At 66.1% G+C, this 16,251-nt stretch carries 16 protein-coding genes; 9 read left to right on the top strand and 7 right to left on the bottom strand.

All coding sequences use genetic code 11. The features are described 5' to 3' along the window. The first annotated feature begins 48 nt into the window (after nucleotides 1-48). The 3 genes from BLO63_RS09665 (at nucleotide 49) to rpsA (ending at nucleotide 3,852) form a co-directional block, all read left to right on the top strand. The gene (locus tag BLO63_RS09665; protein WP_091439619.1) at nucleotides 49-330 is read left to right on the top strand and encodes a hypothetical protein; all 282 of its coding nucleotides are present in this window, start codon (nucleotides 49-51) and stop codon (nucleotides 328-330) included. 452 nt (nucleotides 331-782) lie between these two features. Continuing rightward, nucleotides 783-1,532 carry a DUF3800 domain-containing protein gene (locus BLO63_RS21520; RefSeq protein ID WP_162841800.1) on the top strand — a complete coding sequence of 250 codons (750 nt, stop codon included), beginning with the start codon at nucleotides 783-785 and terminating at the stop codon, nucleotides 1,530-1,532. Between the two features lie 613 nt (nucleotides 1,533-2,145). Continuing rightward, the gene (gene rpsA, locus BLO63_RS09675; protein ID WP_091439623.1) at nucleotides 2,146-3,852 is read left to right on the top strand and encodes a 30S ribosomal protein S1; all 1,707 of its coding nucleotides are present in this window, start codon (nucleotides 2,146-2,148) and stop codon (nucleotides 3,850-3,852) included. Nucleotides 3,853-3,985: 133 nt separating this feature from the next. Here the strand turns inward: rpsA and BLO63_RS09680 are convergent, their stop codons facing one another. After that, complete coding sequence (locus tag BLO63_RS09680; protein WP_091439625.1) at nucleotides 3,986-4,888, bottom strand: DMT family transporter; 903 nt, start codon at nucleotides 4,886-4,888, stop codon at nucleotides 3,986-3,988. A gap of 119 nt (nucleotides 4,889-5,007) precedes the next feature. On the opposite strand from BLO63_RS09680, the gene BLO63_RS09685 reads away from it, so the two are divergent. The 3 genes from BLO63_RS09685 to BLO63_RS09690 all read left to right on the top strand — a co-directional run bounded on the left by BLO63_RS09685 (nucleotide 5,008) and on the right by BLO63_RS09690 (nucleotide 6,823). Beyond that, nucleotides 5,008-5,823 (top strand): ArsR/SmtB family transcription factor, encoded by an 816-nt coding sequence (locus tag BLO63_RS09685; RefSeq protein ID WP_091439628.1) that lies wholly within the window; start codon nucleotides 5,008-5,010, stop codon nucleotides 5,821-5,823. After that, nucleotides 5,820-6,146: a hypothetical protein gene (locus BLO63_RS20930; protein ID WP_143007062.1), complete on the top strand. Its 327-nt coding sequence runs from the start codon at nucleotides 5,820-5,822 to the stop codon at nucleotides 6,144-6,146. The genes BLO63_RS09685 and BLO63_RS20930 overlap by 4 nt, the downstream gene beginning before the upstream one ends. 146 nt (nucleotides 6,147-6,292) lie before the next feature. Then, entirely contained in the window at nucleotides 6,293-6,823 is a 531-nt protein-coding gene (locus BLO63_RS09690; protein ID WP_244517787.1) for a YqhA family protein, read from the top strand. A 13-nt stretch (nucleotides 6,824-6,836) separates the two neighbouring features. Here BLO63_RS09690 and BLO63_RS09695 read toward each other — a convergent pair whose 3' ends face one another. Both BLO63_RS09695 and hemH read right to left on the bottom strand, forming a co-directional pair. Continuing rightward, nucleotides 6,837-7,427 (bottom strand): sugar O-acetyltransferase, encoded by a 591-nt coding sequence (locus BLO63_RS09695; RefSeq protein WP_091439631.1) that lies wholly within the window; start codon nucleotides 7,425-7,427, stop codon nucleotides 6,837-6,839. A gap of 443 nt (nucleotides 7,428-7,870) precedes the next feature. After that, nucleotides 7,871-8,956 carry a ferrochelatase gene (gene hemH, locus BLO63_RS09700; protein ID WP_091439633.1) on the bottom strand — a complete coding sequence of 362 codons (1,086 nt, stop codon included), beginning with the start codon at nucleotides 8,954-8,956 and terminating at the stop codon, nucleotides 7,871-7,873. A 159-nt stretch (nucleotides 8,957-9,115) separates the two neighbouring features. Between hemH and BLO63_RS09705 the strand changes: the two genes are divergently transcribed. The 3 genes from BLO63_RS09705 to BLO63_RS09715 all read left to right on the top strand — a co-directional run bounded on the left by BLO63_RS09705 (nucleotide 9,116) and on the right by BLO63_RS09715 (nucleotide 11,498). Beyond that, entirely contained in the window at nucleotides 9,116-9,922 is an 807-nt protein-coding gene (locus BLO63_RS09705) for a pyrroline-5-carboxylate reductase family protein (RefSeq protein WP_091439635.1), read from the top strand. Nucleotides 9,923-10,056: 134 nt separating this feature from the next. Further along, nucleotides 10,057-10,863, top strand: a complete 807-nt coding sequence (locus tag BLO63_RS09710) for a hypothetical protein (protein ID WP_143007063.1) — start codon at nucleotides 10,057-10,059, stop codon at nucleotides 10,861-10,863. A gap of 11 nt (nucleotides 10,864-10,874) precedes the next feature. Beyond that, nucleotides 10,875-11,498: a hypothetical protein gene (locus BLO63_RS09715; RefSeq protein WP_091439639.1), complete on the top strand. Its 624-nt coding sequence runs from the start codon at nucleotides 10,875-10,877 to the stop codon at nucleotides 11,496-11,498. A gap of 2 nt (nucleotides 11,499-11,500) precedes the next feature. On the opposite strand, the gene BLO63_RS09720 is transcribed toward BLO63_RS09715, so the two are convergent. The 4 genes from BLO63_RS09720 to cysP form a co-directional block, all read right to left on the bottom strand. Then, a complete protein-coding gene (locus BLO63_RS09720) occupies nucleotides 11,501-12,928 on the bottom strand; it encodes a homospermidine synthase (protein WP_091439641.1) in 1,428 nt (475 codons plus the stop codon). Nucleotides 12,929-13,151: 223 nt separating this feature from the next. Then, the gene (gene cysW / locus BLO63_RS09725) at nucleotides 13,152-14,039 is read right to left on the bottom strand and encodes a sulfate ABC transporter permease subunit CysW (protein ID WP_091439643.1); all 888 of its coding nucleotides are present in this window, start codon (nucleotides 14,037-14,039) and stop codon (nucleotides 13,152-13,154) included. Between the two features lie 4 nt (nucleotides 14,040-14,043). Further along, nucleotides 14,044-14,865 (bottom strand): sulfate ABC transporter permease subunit CysT, encoded by an 822-nt coding sequence (gene cysT, locus BLO63_RS09730; protein WP_091439646.1) that lies wholly within the window; start codon nucleotides 14,863-14,865, stop codon nucleotides 14,044-14,046. Nucleotides 14,866-15,015: 150 nt separating this feature from the next. Continuing rightward, nucleotides 15,016-16,047 (bottom strand): thiosulfate ABC transporter substrate-binding protein CysP, encoded by a 1,032-nt coding sequence (cysP, locus tag BLO63_RS09735; RefSeq protein WP_091439647.1) that lies wholly within the window; start codon nucleotides 16,045-16,047, stop codon nucleotides 15,016-15,018. Nucleotides 16,048-16,251: the final 204 nt, after the last annotated feature.

Below are 16,251 nucleotides of genomic sequence, written 5' to 3' on the forward strand. Positions count from 1 at the left end.
GGCCCGCCGATCCGGTTCATAATCGCGTCTCCGCTGGAGGAGACGCCAATGCCGCCCGTTCCCGCCCTGTCCCGCGCCACCCCGCCGGACACCGCCCCCGGGCCGGGCGCCGCCCGCGTGGCGGGTGGCAATGCCACCCCCGCGCTCGACTGGCTGGCCGCGCCCCCGACCCATCCGGAGGAGATGAAGGCGGCCTGTGACCTCCGCCTCGGCCCGCTGCGCCTTTCCGCCGGCGCCCGCATGACCCCCGCCGCCGTCCTCGCCAGCGGGGTATGCACCGGGCTGATCCTGCTGGGCGTGGCGGTCGTGGTGCGGGCGGGGAGGCGGTGAGGGGACGCCAAGACAAGCAATCGTATTAGGTCCTCCTCCATCCCGCTAATAATGGCGAGGCGCCGAAATAGCAGTCGGTAGAGGCGAAGCTGATGCCGCTCGAGTCATGAAAAAGGCCGCCTCCGGGCGCCCTTGCTTTTTTGCTATTCCCGACATCCCCACTGTCAACCGGGAAAAGCAAATATTGGGCTGGACTCAATTAGCGAATCCCCACTGGATTGTGGTCGGCTAAAGCGGGCAAGCCTTTGCATCTTCATCACATACTCCACACTAGTGTTTGTGACACACGGTTGACGCGTAGTCTGGAGTCGGACACCGTCACCACAGACGGGTTGATTAGGGGCGCCCAAAGAACACTACCTTGAACCGGGCGGAACGGGGCGGCGCAGGGCGCGATCCTAGATTACTAATTATGCTGAATATTCGAAATCTGAAGGTAAATCATGTACATAATGTACGTCGATGAAAGTGGCGACCCGGGTTTGAATAATTCACCAACTCGGTATTTCGGACTGTCGGGCATTGTAGTTCACGAAAGTCGTTGGAGAGATTTTATCAATGCTTTGATATCATTTAAAAAGACAATCAGGCACGCATACGGGTTTCCTGTGCGATTAGAGATTCATTCGTCTGAAATATTGAATAAGAATCCGTACGGAATCGCAAAGCATAATAGACTTGCAATTTTAAGAAATTTTCTCGATGAATTGTCCAAATTAGATTATATTTCTTTAACAAATGTTATAATTGATAAATCGAATAAACCAGCTAATTACAATGTGTTCGATAGCGCATGGCTTACGTTATTTCAAAGATTTGAAAATACAATGAAATATGGAAATTTTCCTGGGGCATTCCGTAACGACCACGGAATTGTAATAACGGATGCAACGAATGGAAAAGCGCTTCTTCGTCTAGTGCGCCGAATGTCAGTTATAAATTATATTCCAAATCAGCAACATTTCGGTCCAGGGTATCGCAATGTACCAATAATTAAAATAATAGAGGATCCGCACGGGAAAGATTCTAGAGATACGTTACCCTTGCAGGCTGCTGACGTCTGTGCGTATTTTTTGACCCAAAAATATATTCCCAACAGTTACGTAAGGAAATCGGGCGCAAGGAACTACTTCGACCGTTTGCAGCCCATCGCTAACGTGTGGGCCCGAAAAGGGTCCGCCTTGGGGATCGTCGATCTTTAATAAATTAGATCGAGGCCTTAGGCCCAAAAAGGAAGGGGGAGAGCTTACGCCCTCCCCGGGTAGGTCCTACTGCTGAGTTATGCTCAGGTTCAGACCCATTCCCAAATATAGAGAATCTAGCAAATTTTTCAACGTGTTAATTTATCGAATCGGAACAGCAGCTTATGAGCTGCGAGCGTTTCCGGCCACGTTAATAGGTGGACTTGATTTCATATAGGGAGGTTCCCTACGCCCTCCCCCCAGCTCCCACCCCACCCTTGCCCTTGCCCTCCCCTTGCGCTATTGCACGCGCTTGTCCGGGCCACCATCTCATCGAGGCGGTCCATCGGGAGGGCCGGGGGCGCGGGATGCGCGCTCTCCGTGCTTGGAGGCCAGTCCTCCGATCCTGCCTCGCGGCGTGCCCCGGACAGTACCGCGTGCCCATGCGTGACGGCTCCCTCCGGGGGGCCGCGCCCGGGCAGCGTGGCGTAGAGCTTTCAAAGCCTTGTCCCTCACGGCCAGCGCGCCGGGTTCGCCTTTGCGGGTGGACAGCGCCGGGCCTGCCAGTCCCGGCGCCCGTGGAGGAAGAGGCTCATTCAACCCAATCCGGCGCAGATCCTGGCAAGGAGCATCTATGTCCGCTACTCAAACGCTTGCCGCCGCTCGTGACGATTTCGCCGCCATGCTCGAAGAGAGCTTCGGTGAATCGGAGCTCGCCGAAGGTTCAGTCGTCAAGGGTATCGTCGTCGCGATCGAGAAGGATCTCGCGATCATCGATATCGGCCTGAAGACCGAAGGCCGCGTGGCACTGAAGGAATTTGCCGGCCCCGGCCGCGACCAGGACATCAAGGTCGGCGACGAGGTCGAGGTCTATCTCGAGCGCGTCGAGAACGCGCTGGGCGAAGCCGTGCTCTCGCGCGACAAGGCCCGCCGCGAAGAGAGCTGGGTCCGCCTCGAGAAGGCGTTCAACGCCACCGAGAAGGTCACCGGCGTGATCTTCAACCAGGTCAAGGGCGGCTTCACCGTCGACCTCGACGGCGCCGTGGCCTTCCTGCCGCGCTCCCAGGTGGACATTCGCCCGATCCGCGATGTCGGCCCGCTGATGCACAACCCGCAGCCCTTCCAGATCCTCAAGATGGATCGCCGCCGCGGCAACATCGTCGTCTCGCGCCGCACGGTTCTGGAAGAGACCCGCGCCGAGCAGCGTCACGAGCTGGTGCAGAACCTCGAAGAGGGTCAGGTCATCGACGGCGTGGTCAAGAACATCACCGATTACGGTGCGTTCGTTGATCTCGGCGGCATTGACGGCCTGCTGCATGTCACCGACATCGCCTGGCGCCGCGTGAACCACCCGACCGAGGTGCTCTCCATCGGCCAGACGGTCAAGGTGAAGATCATCAAGATCAACCACGAGACCCACCGCATCTCGCTCGGCATGAAGCAGCTGCTCGGCGATCCGTGGGAGGGTATCGAGGCCAAGTACCCGGTCGAGGCCCGCTTCAAGGGTCGCGTCACCAACATCACCGACTACGGCGCGTTCGTGGAACTGGAGCCGGGCATCGAAGGCCTGATCCACGTCTCCGAAATGAGCTGGACCAAGAAGAACGTCCACCCCGGCAAGATCGTCGCCACCTCGCAGGAAGTGGAAGTGGCGATCCTCGAGGTGGATCCGGTCAAGCGCCGCATCTCGCTCGGCCTCAAGCAGACGCTGCAGAACCCCTGGGACGCCTTCGCCGAGAAGTATCCGGCCGGCGCGGTGGTCGAGGGCGAGGTCAAGAACAAGACCGAGTTCGGCCTGTTCCTGGGCCTCGACGGCGACGTCGACGGCATGGTCCACCTGTCGGATCTCGACTGGAACCGTCCCGGCGAGCAGGTGATCGAGGAGTTCAAGAAGGGCGACATGATCAAGGCGGTCGTTCTCGACGTGGATGTCGAGAAGGAGCGCATCTCGCTCGGCGTGAAGCAGCTCGGCGGCGACCCCTTCCAGGACGCTGGCGAACTGCGCAAGGGCGCGATCGTCACCTGTGAAGTGATCGACGTGAAGGATGGCGGCGTCGATGTGAAGATCATCGGCTCGGACATGACCGCCTTCGTCAAGCGCTCGGAACTGGCCCGCGACCGCGGCGACCAGCGCCCGGACCGCTTCGCCGTCGGCGAGAAGTTCGACGCCCGCGTCACCCTGTTCGACCGCAAGGCGCGCAAGGTGCAGGTCTCGATCAAGGCGCTGGAAATCGCCGAGGAAAAGGAAGCCGTGGCCCAGTTCGGCTCGCAGGATTCCGGTGCCTCGCTCGGCGACATCCTCGGCGCCGCGCTGAAGAAGCAGGCCGAGAAGGCGGATTGATCCGCCTCTCTGGAGAAGGCCGATTGATCGGCCTCTCCGGAGAAGGCGGAGCGATCCGCCTGACCCGGCCCGCCTGAGCGCGGATCGACAAAGCTAAAGACGGCCGGCGTGGCGACACGCCGGCCGTTTTGTTTCAGCGGCCGGTGGGCGCCGGCAACGTCATCGCCGCGACGCCGATCGCTACGACGACCAGCCCGAGCCAGGCGGTGGGGGCCAGCGCCTCACCGAGGAAGGCGACACTGATGCCGACGCCGATCGGCACCCGGAGATAGGCCTGCGCCGTGGCGCCCACCGGGCCGAGCGTGCGCAGCAGGCGGAAATACAGCACGAAGGCCGCCGCCGTTGAGGCGAGCGCCAGCGCCACCAGCGCCGCCAGCGAGGCGGGCGAGGGGGTGAACGTCCAGGGCCGGTCCACCACCAGCGCCAGCGGCGCCAGCAGCACGGTTCCGCACAGCAGCGAACCGCAGGCCGGCAGCATCGGGTCCAGCCCGGCAAAGCGGGCACCGAACAGCGCCGCCCCGGCATAGCAGGCGGTGGCGAGGAGAATGGCGAGCGGCGCCAGAACCGCTGACGGCGTGGCGAAGGCGTCCGCACTGAGCGCCTGCGTCCCCACCACCAGGCCGGTGCCGATGAGCCCGCAGGCGACGCCCACCCCCCGCCGCGCCCCGCCGGAGGGATGCCGGCCGGTCGCGGCCGCCATCAGGAAGGCGAAGATCGGCGTGGTGGCGTTGAGAATGACAGCCAGCCCGGCGCCGAGCCGCGTCTCCGCCCAGGCGATGAGGGTGAAGGGCACGGCGCTGTTGAGGCAGGCCTGGAGGAGGAAGGCGCGCCAGGTTGCCCGGTCCGCCGGCAGGCGCAGGCCGCGCCCGCGCAGCACTGCATAGAGCACCGCGCCGGCCAGCGCGGTGCGGGCGGCGATGAAGCTGAGCGGCGGGATGGTCTCCACACCGATCTTGATGAAGCTGTAGGAGGCGCCCCACAGGGTCGACAGCAGCAGCAGCAGGGCGAGTTCGACCGCGAGGCGGGGCTTTTCCATGGGGCGTCCGGCGTTGGGGAGGGACACCCTGACTAGCCCGCCGCGCGGCGCCGACGTTTCGGCGCTGGCCGAAGCCCCAATGGCTGACGAGCGGCCCGCCGGGGGGTTAAGCTTGCGCGATGAACGCCCCTGCCCCCCTCGACGCCACGGCCCACGCCACCCTGCCCCACGCCGCCACGGCCTTCGCCTCTGGCGCCGGCATCGCCGAAATCGCGGCACTGCTGGGCGATCCCGCCCGCGCCAACATGCTGCTGGCGCTGATGGGCGGGCCGGCGCTGACGGCCGGCGAGCTGGCGCGCCAGGCCGGGGTGAGCGCGCCCACGGCCAGCGGCCACCTCGCCAAGCTGGCCGCAGCCGGGGTGGTGGCGGCGCGGCCGCAGGGGCGGCACCGCTATTACCGGCTGGCCTCGCCCGAGATCGCCGAGGTGCTGCACGCGCTGATGCTGGCGGCGACCCTGGGCCCGCCGCGCCATCGCCCGCCCGGCCCGCGCGACGGTGCGCTGCGGCTCGCCCGCAGCTGCTACGACCACCTCGCCGGCCGGCTGGCGGTGGCGCTGCTGGCCGCGCTGGAGGCGCAGGGGCATGTGCGGCTCGCCAATGAGGGCGAGGCGGTGGAGCCGACGCCGCAGGGGCGGGCGTTTCTGGCCGAATTCGGCCTCGACCTCGACGGGCCGGGGCAAACCTCCGGCGCAGATTGCCGCCAAGCCTCACGCCGCCCGCTCTGCCGCACCTGCCTCGACTGGAGCGAGCGGCGCCCGCACCTTGCCGGCCGGCTCGGCGCCGGGCTGCTGGAGCGGCTGCTCGCGCTCGGCTGGCTCGCCCGCGTGCCCGGCAGCCGCGCCCTCACCCTCACCCGCACCGGCGAAGCCGGCCTGATCGCCACCTTCCACTTGCCGCCCGACTGGCGGGAGGGGATGGAGGGCGGCTCAAAATGACACAGCTGAAGACTTTTACCGCGTTTCTGACAATGATCACATGGCTATGGGCCCGGTATTATCGTATTATTGTTGTAGTTTATTTAGCATGCTGCATTGTTTATATTCTATTCGCGATAGATAATGTTGCCATACCAGAGATGGCGCTGAGAGTTGGTTTAGGACTGTTGTCCGTTGGCAGCTTTTACGTGGTATGCGGTTTTGGCAACGCCACGTTCCATCTGCTCTTCTCGCGCGCCCACCGGGCGGAACTGCGTGCCCCGACCTTTGTCGCGTCGGAAGCCGCGCGCCGCTATTTCCTATCGAGCCGGCGCCTGCGGTGACGGCTGGAAGTCACCTCGCGCGGGCCCGTGGCGGCGCCCCCGCGCGTGTCCACCCAAGCCCCCCTTTGAACCCGCGCCGCTCCTCCGCTAGCATCGGCCACCCGGCGCGCGGGGTGGCCGGCGGGCAGGCGCAGAGGGTGACGTTGATGGCGGCGGACATGTCGGGCTGGCCGGGGCGCGTCATCGTCCGCATTGTGCTGCTCAGCCGCTGGGCGATGGTGCCGCTGTTTCTCGGGCTGGCCTTCGCCCTGGCGCTGCTGGTGGTCGCCTTCGCCGCGCGGCTGTGGGCCTTTGCGCTGCAGATCTTCAGCCTTTCCGAGACCGCCGTGATCATGGAGCTGCTCAACCTGATCGACCTCGTGCTGGTCGGCGGGCTGATGGTGATCGTGATCCAGTCCGGCTACGAGAATTTCGTCGAGCAGATCGACCGCCGGCAGGCGCCGGAATCGCCGGCCTGGATGATGCGGATCAGCTTTTTCGAGCTGAAGCTCAAGCTGTTCGCCTCGCTGATGGCGATTTCCGGCATCACCCTGCTGAAGGCGCTGATGCGGCTGGAAACCGATGTGAGCGAGACGCAGGTGCGCTGGCTGATGGCGGCGAGCGTGCTGTTCCTCGCCGCCTATGCGGTGCTGGCCTTCACCGAGCGCTTCGCCGGCACCAGCCGCCGCGCGGAATAGGCCGCGCCCCCGCTCACCTCACCCGCGCCGGGTTGCCCACCGCTGTCGCCCCCGCCGGCACGTCCTTTGTGACCACGGCGCCGGCGCCGATCACCGCATCGTCGCCGATGGTGACGCCCGGCAGGATGATCGCCTTGCCCCCGATCCAAACATTGCGGCCGATGGTGACGGGGCGGCCGAATTCGAGGCCGAGGCGGCGCGCGTCGGGGTCGCGCGGGTGGTCGGCGGTGTAGATGTGGGTGCCCGGCCCGATCTCGGTGCCGTCGCCGATGTGCACCGGCACCACGTCGAGGATGACGCAGTTGAAATTGAGAAAGACGCCCGTGCCGAGATGGATGTTGAAGCCATAGTCGCAGTGGAAGGGCGGGCGGATGCCGGTGCGCTCCCCGACCGTACCGAGCCCTTCCGCCAGCAGCGCCCGCCGCTCGGCGCGCGAGAGGGGGAGCGAGGCGTTGAAGCGCGCCAGCCAGCCGAAGGCGGCGCGTTCGGCGGCCTGAATCTCGGGATCGCTGGCGCGGTAGAGTTCGCCAGCCAGCATGCGCTGCATCTCGCTGCGGGGATCGTCTGCGGCGGGCAGGGCGGGTTCGCTGCGGGTAGGGGGCATGGCCGGCGCTCCGTGGCACATTGCGGGCGCCCTGCTTGGGCGATGGTGGCCGGCGCGGCAAAACACATTGGGTTTCGCGGCTGATACGCGCGGCGCTCCGCTCCCACGCATCCCGTCAGGACCGGGCGTAACGGCGCCGAGGAACGCTGGATCCACGGGTCACGCCCCGGGGATGAGGGCGCTCCGTTGGGGAGGCTCTGCGTCCTTCGAGGCGCGCGGTGCGCGCACCTTGGGATGACGAGGGTTCGCCGGAAGAAGAGGCCGTCAGGCTGAGGTGCCGGCCGCGAGGCCGGCCTCGAAGCCCGCAGACTGTGCCCGGCGCACGCCCCGCCCTTCTCTCCCTCATGCCCGGGCTCGACCCGGGCACCCAGGTTTTGGGCGCGACGGCGGCGAGGCTGGATCCCCGGGTCAAGCCCGGGGATGAGGGGGGCTCTTGATGCCCCCTACAGCTCCGCCCAGCCCTTCAGCTCGCGCTTGACCACCGCTTCCAGCACCTTGATGCCGTCCGGGCTGTCATTGAGGCAGGGGATGAAGTGGAACTTCTCGCCGCCATTATGGTGGAAGATCTCGGCGTTCTCGCCGGCGATTTCCTCCAGCGTCTCCAGGCAGTCGGCGACAAAGCCGGGGGTGAGCACGGCGAGGCGCTTCACGCCGGATTTCGCCAGCGCTTCCACCGTCTTGTCGGTGTAGGGCTGCAGCCATTCGGCGCTGCCGAAGCGCGACTGGAAGGTGAGGCGCAGCTTGCCCTCGGGCCAGCCGAGCCGCTCGCGCACCAGCCGGATCGTCTTGTAGCAGTAGCAGTGATAGGGGTCGCCCTTGTCGAAATATTCCTTCGGAATGCCGTGGAAGGAGGCGAGCACCAGCTCCGGCTCCCAGTCGAGCTTCGCCAGTTCCGAGGTGATGGAATTGGCCAGCGCCTCGATATAGGCCGGCTCGTCCGGCCAGTGCGGGGCGACGCGCAGCACCGGCTGCCAGCGCATCTTCTTCAGCGCGTCGAAGGCGGCGTCGCACACCGTCGCCGAGGTGGCGGCGGCGTATTGCGGGTAGAGCGGGATCAGCAGCAACCGCTCGCAGCCCTGCGCCTGCAGCGCCTCGATGCGCGAGGCGATGGAGGGCTGGCCGTAGCGCATCGCCCAGTCGAAGACGAGGCGGCTATCGCGGGGAGCCAGGGCAGCCCCGAGCTTTTCCGACTGCGACCGGGTGATGGTGCGCAGCGGGCCCTCATCGCGCTCCTTGTTCCAGATCGTCGCATAGTCCTTGCCCTTGGCCTGCGGGCGGATGGACAGGATGATGACGTTGAGGATGAACCACCACAGCACGCGGTTGACCTCGATCACCCGGCGGTCGGAGAGGAACTCCTTGAGATAGCGCCGCATCGACCAGTAATCGGTGCCGTCGGGCGTGCCGAGATTGACGATGAGCACGCCGATCTTGCCGAATTTGACCGGCGGATGGCCGGCGGGCAGCCCGCCATCGGGGCCGGGGTGGAGGGCAACGGAGGCCGCGTCCACCGGAACAGGCTTGGTCATCGGTACTCCCTCGACGGATCGCTGCCGGCAGCTTCTGCCGTGCTTATAGGTGGATGGGCGGCGCATTCCAACCGGACGCATGTCGCAGGCGGGCGCAGGTTTCAGCCGGTGTGTTGTACGCTGCCCGGGGCGCCGGGGTTCAGCGCGGCAGGGGGCGACATGGACAAAATTCACGGCACATTGGGGTTGGTCGGTTGCGGCCAGCTGGGCGCGGCGCTGGCGAGCGCGCTGCTGCGGGCGGGGGTGGTGGAACCGGGCCGGATGTGGATCGCCAACCGGTCCGGGCCGTTGCCGACCCTTGCCGATTACCCCGGGCTGAACTGGACCCGCGAGGTGCCGGTGCTGGTAGAGGAATGCGACACGCTGCTGCTCGCCTTGCCGCCCGCCGCCGGGCGAAAGCTGCGCTTTAATGGTGCCGGGCGGCTGGTGGTGTCTGTCATGGCGGGGGTGGATGTGGAGGCGCTCAACACCATCAGCGGCGGGGCGCGGGTGGTGCGGGCGATGTCCTCGCCGGCCGCCGAAACCGGCATGGCCTATTCGCCCTGGTTCGCCGGGGCGGGGGTGAGCGAGACCGACCGGGCGGTGGTGCGGGCGCTGTTTTCCGCCTGCGGGATCACCGACGAGGTGCCGGAAGAGAGCCAGATCGACGTGTTCACCGCCATCACCGGGCCGGTGCCGGGCTTCGTCGCCGCCTTCGCCGCCAGCGTGCAGGACTATGCGAACGGGCAGGGCGTCGCCCCTGAGGTGGCGCGGCGGGCGGTGGGGCAATTGTTCCACTCCGCCGGGGCGATGCTGGCGACCAGCGAGCGGCCGGCGGCGGATTTTGTGCGCGACATGGTGGACTATGCCGGCACCACGGCGGCCGGGCTGGAGGCGCTGCGCGCCGCCGGCCTTACCGATGTCGTCGCCCAGGGGCTGGAGGCAGCCCGCCGGCGCTGCCTGACGATCGGCACGCCGGAGGGGTGAGGCCGGGGGGGTAAAATAACGCTGGGCACACAACCATGAGAGGTATAATATAGATTAGCTCGTTAAGATAGTGTCAGGAGGGGTGCATGTTCGCATGTAGCCGGTGGCTTCTCAGTACCTTGGGGTGCCTGCTTGTGCTCGGGGAGGCAATCGCCGCGCCCACCTGTCCGGTGCCGGACGCGGTCGCGGCGAAGCTGGCGGGCCGGCCCGCTCTGCTGGTCGAGGAGGGTGGTAGCTGGAAGGAGCTGCGGGTCAATCGCCGGACCAGCCTCGCCCCCGGACCGCGCCGTTTCGCCTATCTCTTTCCCGGCGGCGAGGCCGGCGTGGTGGCGATCAAATTCGTCGATCTGCGCGCCAAGGATGAGTTCAGCGCCACCCAGGTCCGCCTGATCCGGTCCGAATTTTCCGAATGCGGCCTCATTCCGCTCATCCGGGCGCTGCTGCCGCTCTCCAACGCCTATGCCCGTTTCGGCACCCAGGTCGATGTGGCGGACTATGTCCGCTTTCACATGGCGCCACGCGACCAGCCGCCGATCCTGATCGGCTTCCATCGTAACTATCCCGGGCCCGGCGCGAGCTGCCGGCGCACCGACGATGTGCGCGGCGGCAATCGCGAGCAGTTCCTCTATGAAGACCGCTTCACCGACGCCATGGTGGTGTTCAAAGACATGCGGCTGATGCGGCGGGCGGTGGCCGACGGCAAATTCGACCCCAATGATCGGGTGGACGCAGCGCTGCAGAAATACACCCGCTACGCCCGCATCGAGACGCAGATGGGCCAATATGCCGCCGGCGCGGCCTGCATCCCCTTCGTCATCGCGGGCAAACCCGGCGCGCGCTCGCAGCTCTGGCTGAATGATCTCGACCGCCGCGACGTCACCGGCCGCCGGCCCGACAGCGAGCCGGGCTGGGCCATCGAGTGGATGGCGGAGGCGCCATAGGCGGCGCAAGGATGGACAATCCGACCAAATATCTGAGCGAAACCTTCGCCGCCTACCGCAAGATGCTGATCTCGTCGCAGATTCCGCCGGAAAAGATTCCGAAGGAGACGACGAACCTGGAGAACAACGTCGCCGCGCTGGTGGTTTCCAGCATCCTGTTCTTCATCGCCCGCAGCATTGTCGGCACGCGCGGCGACCTGTTCGAGGTTGCGGCGCTGAATCTCGGCCTCGTCATCGGCGTGATCGGCACCATCATGCTGGTGCAGACGGTCGGGCTGGTGATCTGCCGCGACACCGCCGATGGCGCCAGCCGGGTCGACCAGTGGGGCACGTTCTTCGTCTTCGTCTGGACCTTCTCGCTGGTCGCCCTGGTCGCCGACCATCTGCTGATGACGCTGAGCTGGACCCCCGGCGTCCACTCGCTGGTCGGGCAACTGACCAATGGCGACGAGGTGATGACACGTATCGTCTCCTCGGCGGTCTATTCGCTGCTGGCGGTGGGGCTGCTGACGTTCAAATCGCAACGGCAAAGCCCGGGCTTTCACCCGGGCCGTTATTTCCTCGCCGCGATCATCGGCGTGTGCACCAATACGGCGCTGCTGTACTTCTTCGTGTTCCGCCTGCGCGACCTGTGAGGTCACCGCACCAGAATGTTGCGGAACAGCCAGGGGTCGGTGGGGTCGATATCCTCGGGGAACAGGCCGGGGCGGCCGTCCAGCGGGGTCCAGTCGGTGTAGTAGCCCTTCACCGTGCCGAGATAGGGCTTCTGGATCTCCAGGCAGCGGCGATAGTCCATCTCGTCGGTCTCGACGATGCCGGCCTGCGGGTTCTCCAGCGCCCACACCATGCCGGCGAGCACGGCTGATGTCACCTGCAGCCCGGTCGCGGTCTGGTAGGGGGCGAGGTCGCGCGCTTCCTCGATGGTGAGCTGCGAGCCGTACCAGTAGGCGTTCTTGGCGTGGCCATAGAGCAGCACGCCGAGTTCGTCGCGCCCGTCGACGATCTCGTGCTCGGTCAGGATCGACCAGTCGCCGAGCGGCCCGCCCTCGGTGCCGAACATCTCGTGCCAGGACAGCAGCGCGTCGTTGCAGGGATGGTAGGCATAGTGGCAGGTCGGGCGGTAGGCGACCTGGGCGCCGTTGCGGACGGTGAAATAGTCGGCGATCGAGATCGACTCGTTATGGGTGACGAGGAAGCCGTGCTGCGGGCCCAGCGTCGGGCACCAGGTGCGCACCTTGGTCGCGGCGCCGGCCTGCATCAGATAGATCGCCGCGCCGGAGCCGAAATTATGGGTGTGGGCGTTCTCCGGCATCCAGGTCTCGTGCGTGCCCCAGCCGAGCTCGGCCGGCTGCAGCCCCTCGGAGACGAAGCCCTCCACCGACCAGGTGTTGACGAAGGTGCCGAAGGGGCGCGGGTCGCGGGCGCGCTGGGTGTCGCGCTCGGCGATGTGGATGCCCTTGACGCCGACGCGGCTCATCAGCTCCGCCCAGCCCTCGCGGCTGGTCGGCTCGGTGAAATCAAGGCCGGTATCGGTGGCGATGTCGATCACCGCCTGCTTGACGAACCAGGACACCATGCCCGGATTGGCGCCGCAGCAGGAGACGGCGGTGGGCCCGCCGGGATGGGCGCGCTTGGCCTTGAGCATGGATTCGCGCAGCGCATAGTTGGAACGGCTGGCGGGGGTGGCGTCCTTGTCGAAATAGAAGCCGAGCCAGGGCTCGACCACCGTGTCGATGTAGAGCGCGCCCAGCTCGCGGGCGAACAGCATCAGGTCGACCGAGCCGGTATCGACCGAGAGGTTGATGACAAAGCCGCGCCCGCCCGTGGTGAGCAGGGGGGTGAGCACGTCGCGGTAGTTTTCCTGGGTGATGGCGAGCTGGAGGAAGCGGATGCCGCGCTCGTCGAGGAGGGCGCGGTGATCGTCCACCGGGTCGATGACGGTCAGGCTTTCCTTGTCGAAATCGAAGTGCCGCTCCAGGAGAGGCAGGATGCCGCGCCCGATCGAGCCGAAGCCGATGAGCACGAGGGGACCGTCGATTTTTCCGTAGACCGGCCAGACTGACATTCGCGGGGACACTCCTTTGGTTCCAAAAGGCACAGATGCGCGCGCACCATGCGGCGAGCCAGCCTGCCGCGTCAATGGTGACGGGCGCGTGACGGGGCCCCTACCCGGAGGGCGGCGTGGCGTGAGGTCGCCATGCGGCCATGGCGGACGACCATCGTCAGGGGCAATGGCCGGCGGCGGGCCGCGCCGGGCATCAGTGGCCAGGGGTTATTTTGGCCCCGCGTTAATGGCCGGGTTTGCCCTGCGCCTTCACCCGCGCCGCGTCGAGCCGCTCGATGATCGCCTTGGCCACCAGCGTGACCAGCGCGACCAGGGTCAGCAGCGTCGCCACCGCGAAGGCGGCCACCGCGTTATTGTCCTGGTAGAGCAGTTCGATCTGCAGCGGCAGCGTGTTGGTCTGGCCGCGAATATTGCCCGCCACCACCGAGACGGCGCCGAACTCGCCCATCACCCGCGCATTGCACAGCGCCGCGCCATAGAGCAGGGCGAAGCGGACATTGGGCAAAGTGACGAGGCGCAGGATGCGCCAGCCCCCCGCCCCCAGCGTCACCGCCGCCTCTTCCTCCTCCGACCCTTGAGCGATCATCAGAGGGATCAGCTCGCGGGCGACGAAGGGGGCGGTGACGAACAGGCTGGCGAGGATGATGGCCGGCACGGCGAACATGATCTTGATGTCGTGCTCGCCCAGCCACGGCCCCAGCAGCCCCTGCGCGCCATAGACGAAGAGATAGGCGACGCCGGCGATGATCGGCGAGATCGAGAAGGGCAGCTCCACCAGCGCCACCAGCAGGTTGCGGCCGGGAAAGCTGAACTTGGCGATGCACCAGGCGGCGGCGATGCCGAAGCCGACATTGATCGGCACCACGATCAGCGCGGTGAACAAAGTGAGGCCGATGGCGTATTGCGTGTCCGGCGCGCTGAAGGAGGCGGCATAGGCGCCCATGCCGTGCCGGAACGCCTCGGCGAAGATCGCCAGCAGCGGCGCCACCAGCACCAGCACGGTGACGAGCAGCACGGTGCCGATCAGCAGGAAACGCGCCAGCGGGCCGTCGCCGACGCGGATACGGCGCGGGGCGTGGGCGTTTTCGGGGGAGAGCGGTTCGCGGGCCATGGTGTCAGTCCCCCGTGCCGATGCGGCGCTGCTGCCAGAGCTGGAGCATGTTGACCAGGAACAGCAGGACGAAGGCGAAGCCGAGCAGCGTCGCGGCAATGGCGGCGGCGGCCGGGTAGTCATATTCCTCGATGCGGATGAAGGTGAGCAGCGACACCACCTCGGTCTTCAACGGCAGATTGCCGGCGATGAAGATGATGGCGCCGAACTCGCCCAGCGAGCGGGCGAAGCCGAGCGAGGCGCCGGTGAGAAAGGCCGGCAGGATGGCGGGAAAGATGATGCGGGCGAAGATGCGCAGATCCGAAGCGCCAAGCGTGGCGGCGGCTTCCTCGACATCGGCGGCAAGATCCTCCAGCACCGGCTGCACGGTGCGCACCACGAAGGGAATCGAGGTGAAGGCCATGGCCATGGCGATGCCGAGCGGGGTGTAGGCGACCTCGATGCCGATCTGCGCCAGCGGCCCGCCGAACCAGCCGTTCTTGGCGAACAAAGCGGAGAGGGCAAGGCCCGCCACGGCGGTCGGCAGGGCGAAGGGCACGTCGACCAGCGCGTCGAGAAAGCGCTTGCCGGGAAATTCGTAGCGCACCAGCACCCAGGCCAAAGCGAGCCCGTAGACGCCGTTGAACAGGGTGGCGATGGCGGCTGTGGACAGGGTGATGCGGAAGGCGGCCATGGTGCGCGCCCCGCTCATGATGGCGAGGTAGCGCTCCCAGCCGACATCCAGCGCCTGCCAGACCAGCGCGCCGAGCGGCAGCAGCACGATCAGGCTGAGATAGAGCACGGTGATGCCGAGCGAGAGCGGAAGGCCCGGTATGACGCGGTTCAACGGGCGGCTCCTTGCGTCGGTCGCACCGACCGGGGTCGGGCAGCGGTGAAAAGGCAATGGCCGGGACAAGCCCGGCCATGCCGCAGTTCAACGGATAAGTCCAGCAGGAAACGATTATTCACACGGAAACCGCGTGCAAAATCGCTCCCCTCACTGCGCGACGAAAAGCTCGTCCAGCTTGCCGCCGGAGGCGAAGTGGGTCTTCTGGGCGTTGGCCCAGCCGCCGAACACGTCCTCGACCTTGACGAGGCGGACGGGCGCGAACTTGGCCTTGAACTCCTCGGACACCTTGGGGTCGACGACGCGGTTGTTCAGCTCGGCGGCGATCTTCTGGCCTTCGGGCGAATAGAGATAGGTGAGGTAGTCGGTGGCGATCTGGCGCGAGCCGCGCTTGTCGACCACCTTGTCCACCACCGCGACCGGGAACTCGGCCAGCAGGCTCACCTCCGGCACCACGACCTGGAAGTTCTTGTCCTTGTAGGCGTCCTTCACCCCGATCACCTCGGCCTCGAAGGTGATGAGCACATCGCCCTGCTCGCGCTCGACGAAGGAGGTGGTGGCGCCGCGCCCGCCGGTGTCGAACACCACGACGTTGGAGAGCAGCTTCTTGGCGAAGGCGTCGGCCTTGGCCACGTCGCCGTTGAACTTCTCCAGCGCGAAGGCATAGGCGGCGAGGTAGGTGTAGCGCGCATTGCCCGAGGTCTTCGGGTTGGGGAACACCAGCTTCACGTCGTCGCGGACGAGATCGTCCCAGTTCTTCACGTTCTTCGGGTTGCCCTCGCGCACGAGGAAGGCCGGGAAGGAGTACCAGGGCGAGGAGCCGTTCGGCAGGCGGCTCTGCCAGTCCTTGGCGACGAAGCCCTTGTCGACGAGGAAGGTGATGTCGGTGATCTGGTTGAAGGTCACGACGTCGGCCTCAAGGCCCTCGACGATGGAGCGCGCCTGCTTGGAGGTGCCGGCATGGCTCTGGTTGACCTTGATCTCCTTGCCGGTCTTCGCCTTGTAGGCCGGCTCGAACTGCTTGTTCTCGGCGTCGAACAGCTCGCGGGCGATATCGTAGGAGGCGTTGAGGATCTGGTTCGGCTCGTCCGCCCGGGCCTGCGGCGCGATGGCGACAAGGGCGAGGGGCGCGAGCGCGGCGGCGAGGGCCGTGGTCAGGATCAGGCGGCGCGAGAGGCGCATGGGCAGTCTCCAGGGGTCGGAAGGATGCGCGACCGCGACAGGCCGCTATATCCATTAAACTTGCGTGAATTGAATAATTTCACAGTCAATTGTGAGTAGCATGCGGAATGTCGTGACGGAAGGGGTAATTTCAACCCCGCCGCTCGCCTTTCCCGCTCCCGGGCGCGCGCGGCGCCGATGTCGGCCGGCTTCTGTGCCAGCGTC

It is taken from the genome of Ancylobacter rudongensis, assembly GCF_900100155.1.
GTDB lineage: Bacteria > Pseudomonadota > Alphaproteobacteria > Rhizobiales > Xanthobacteraceae > Ancylobacter > Ancylobacter rudongensis.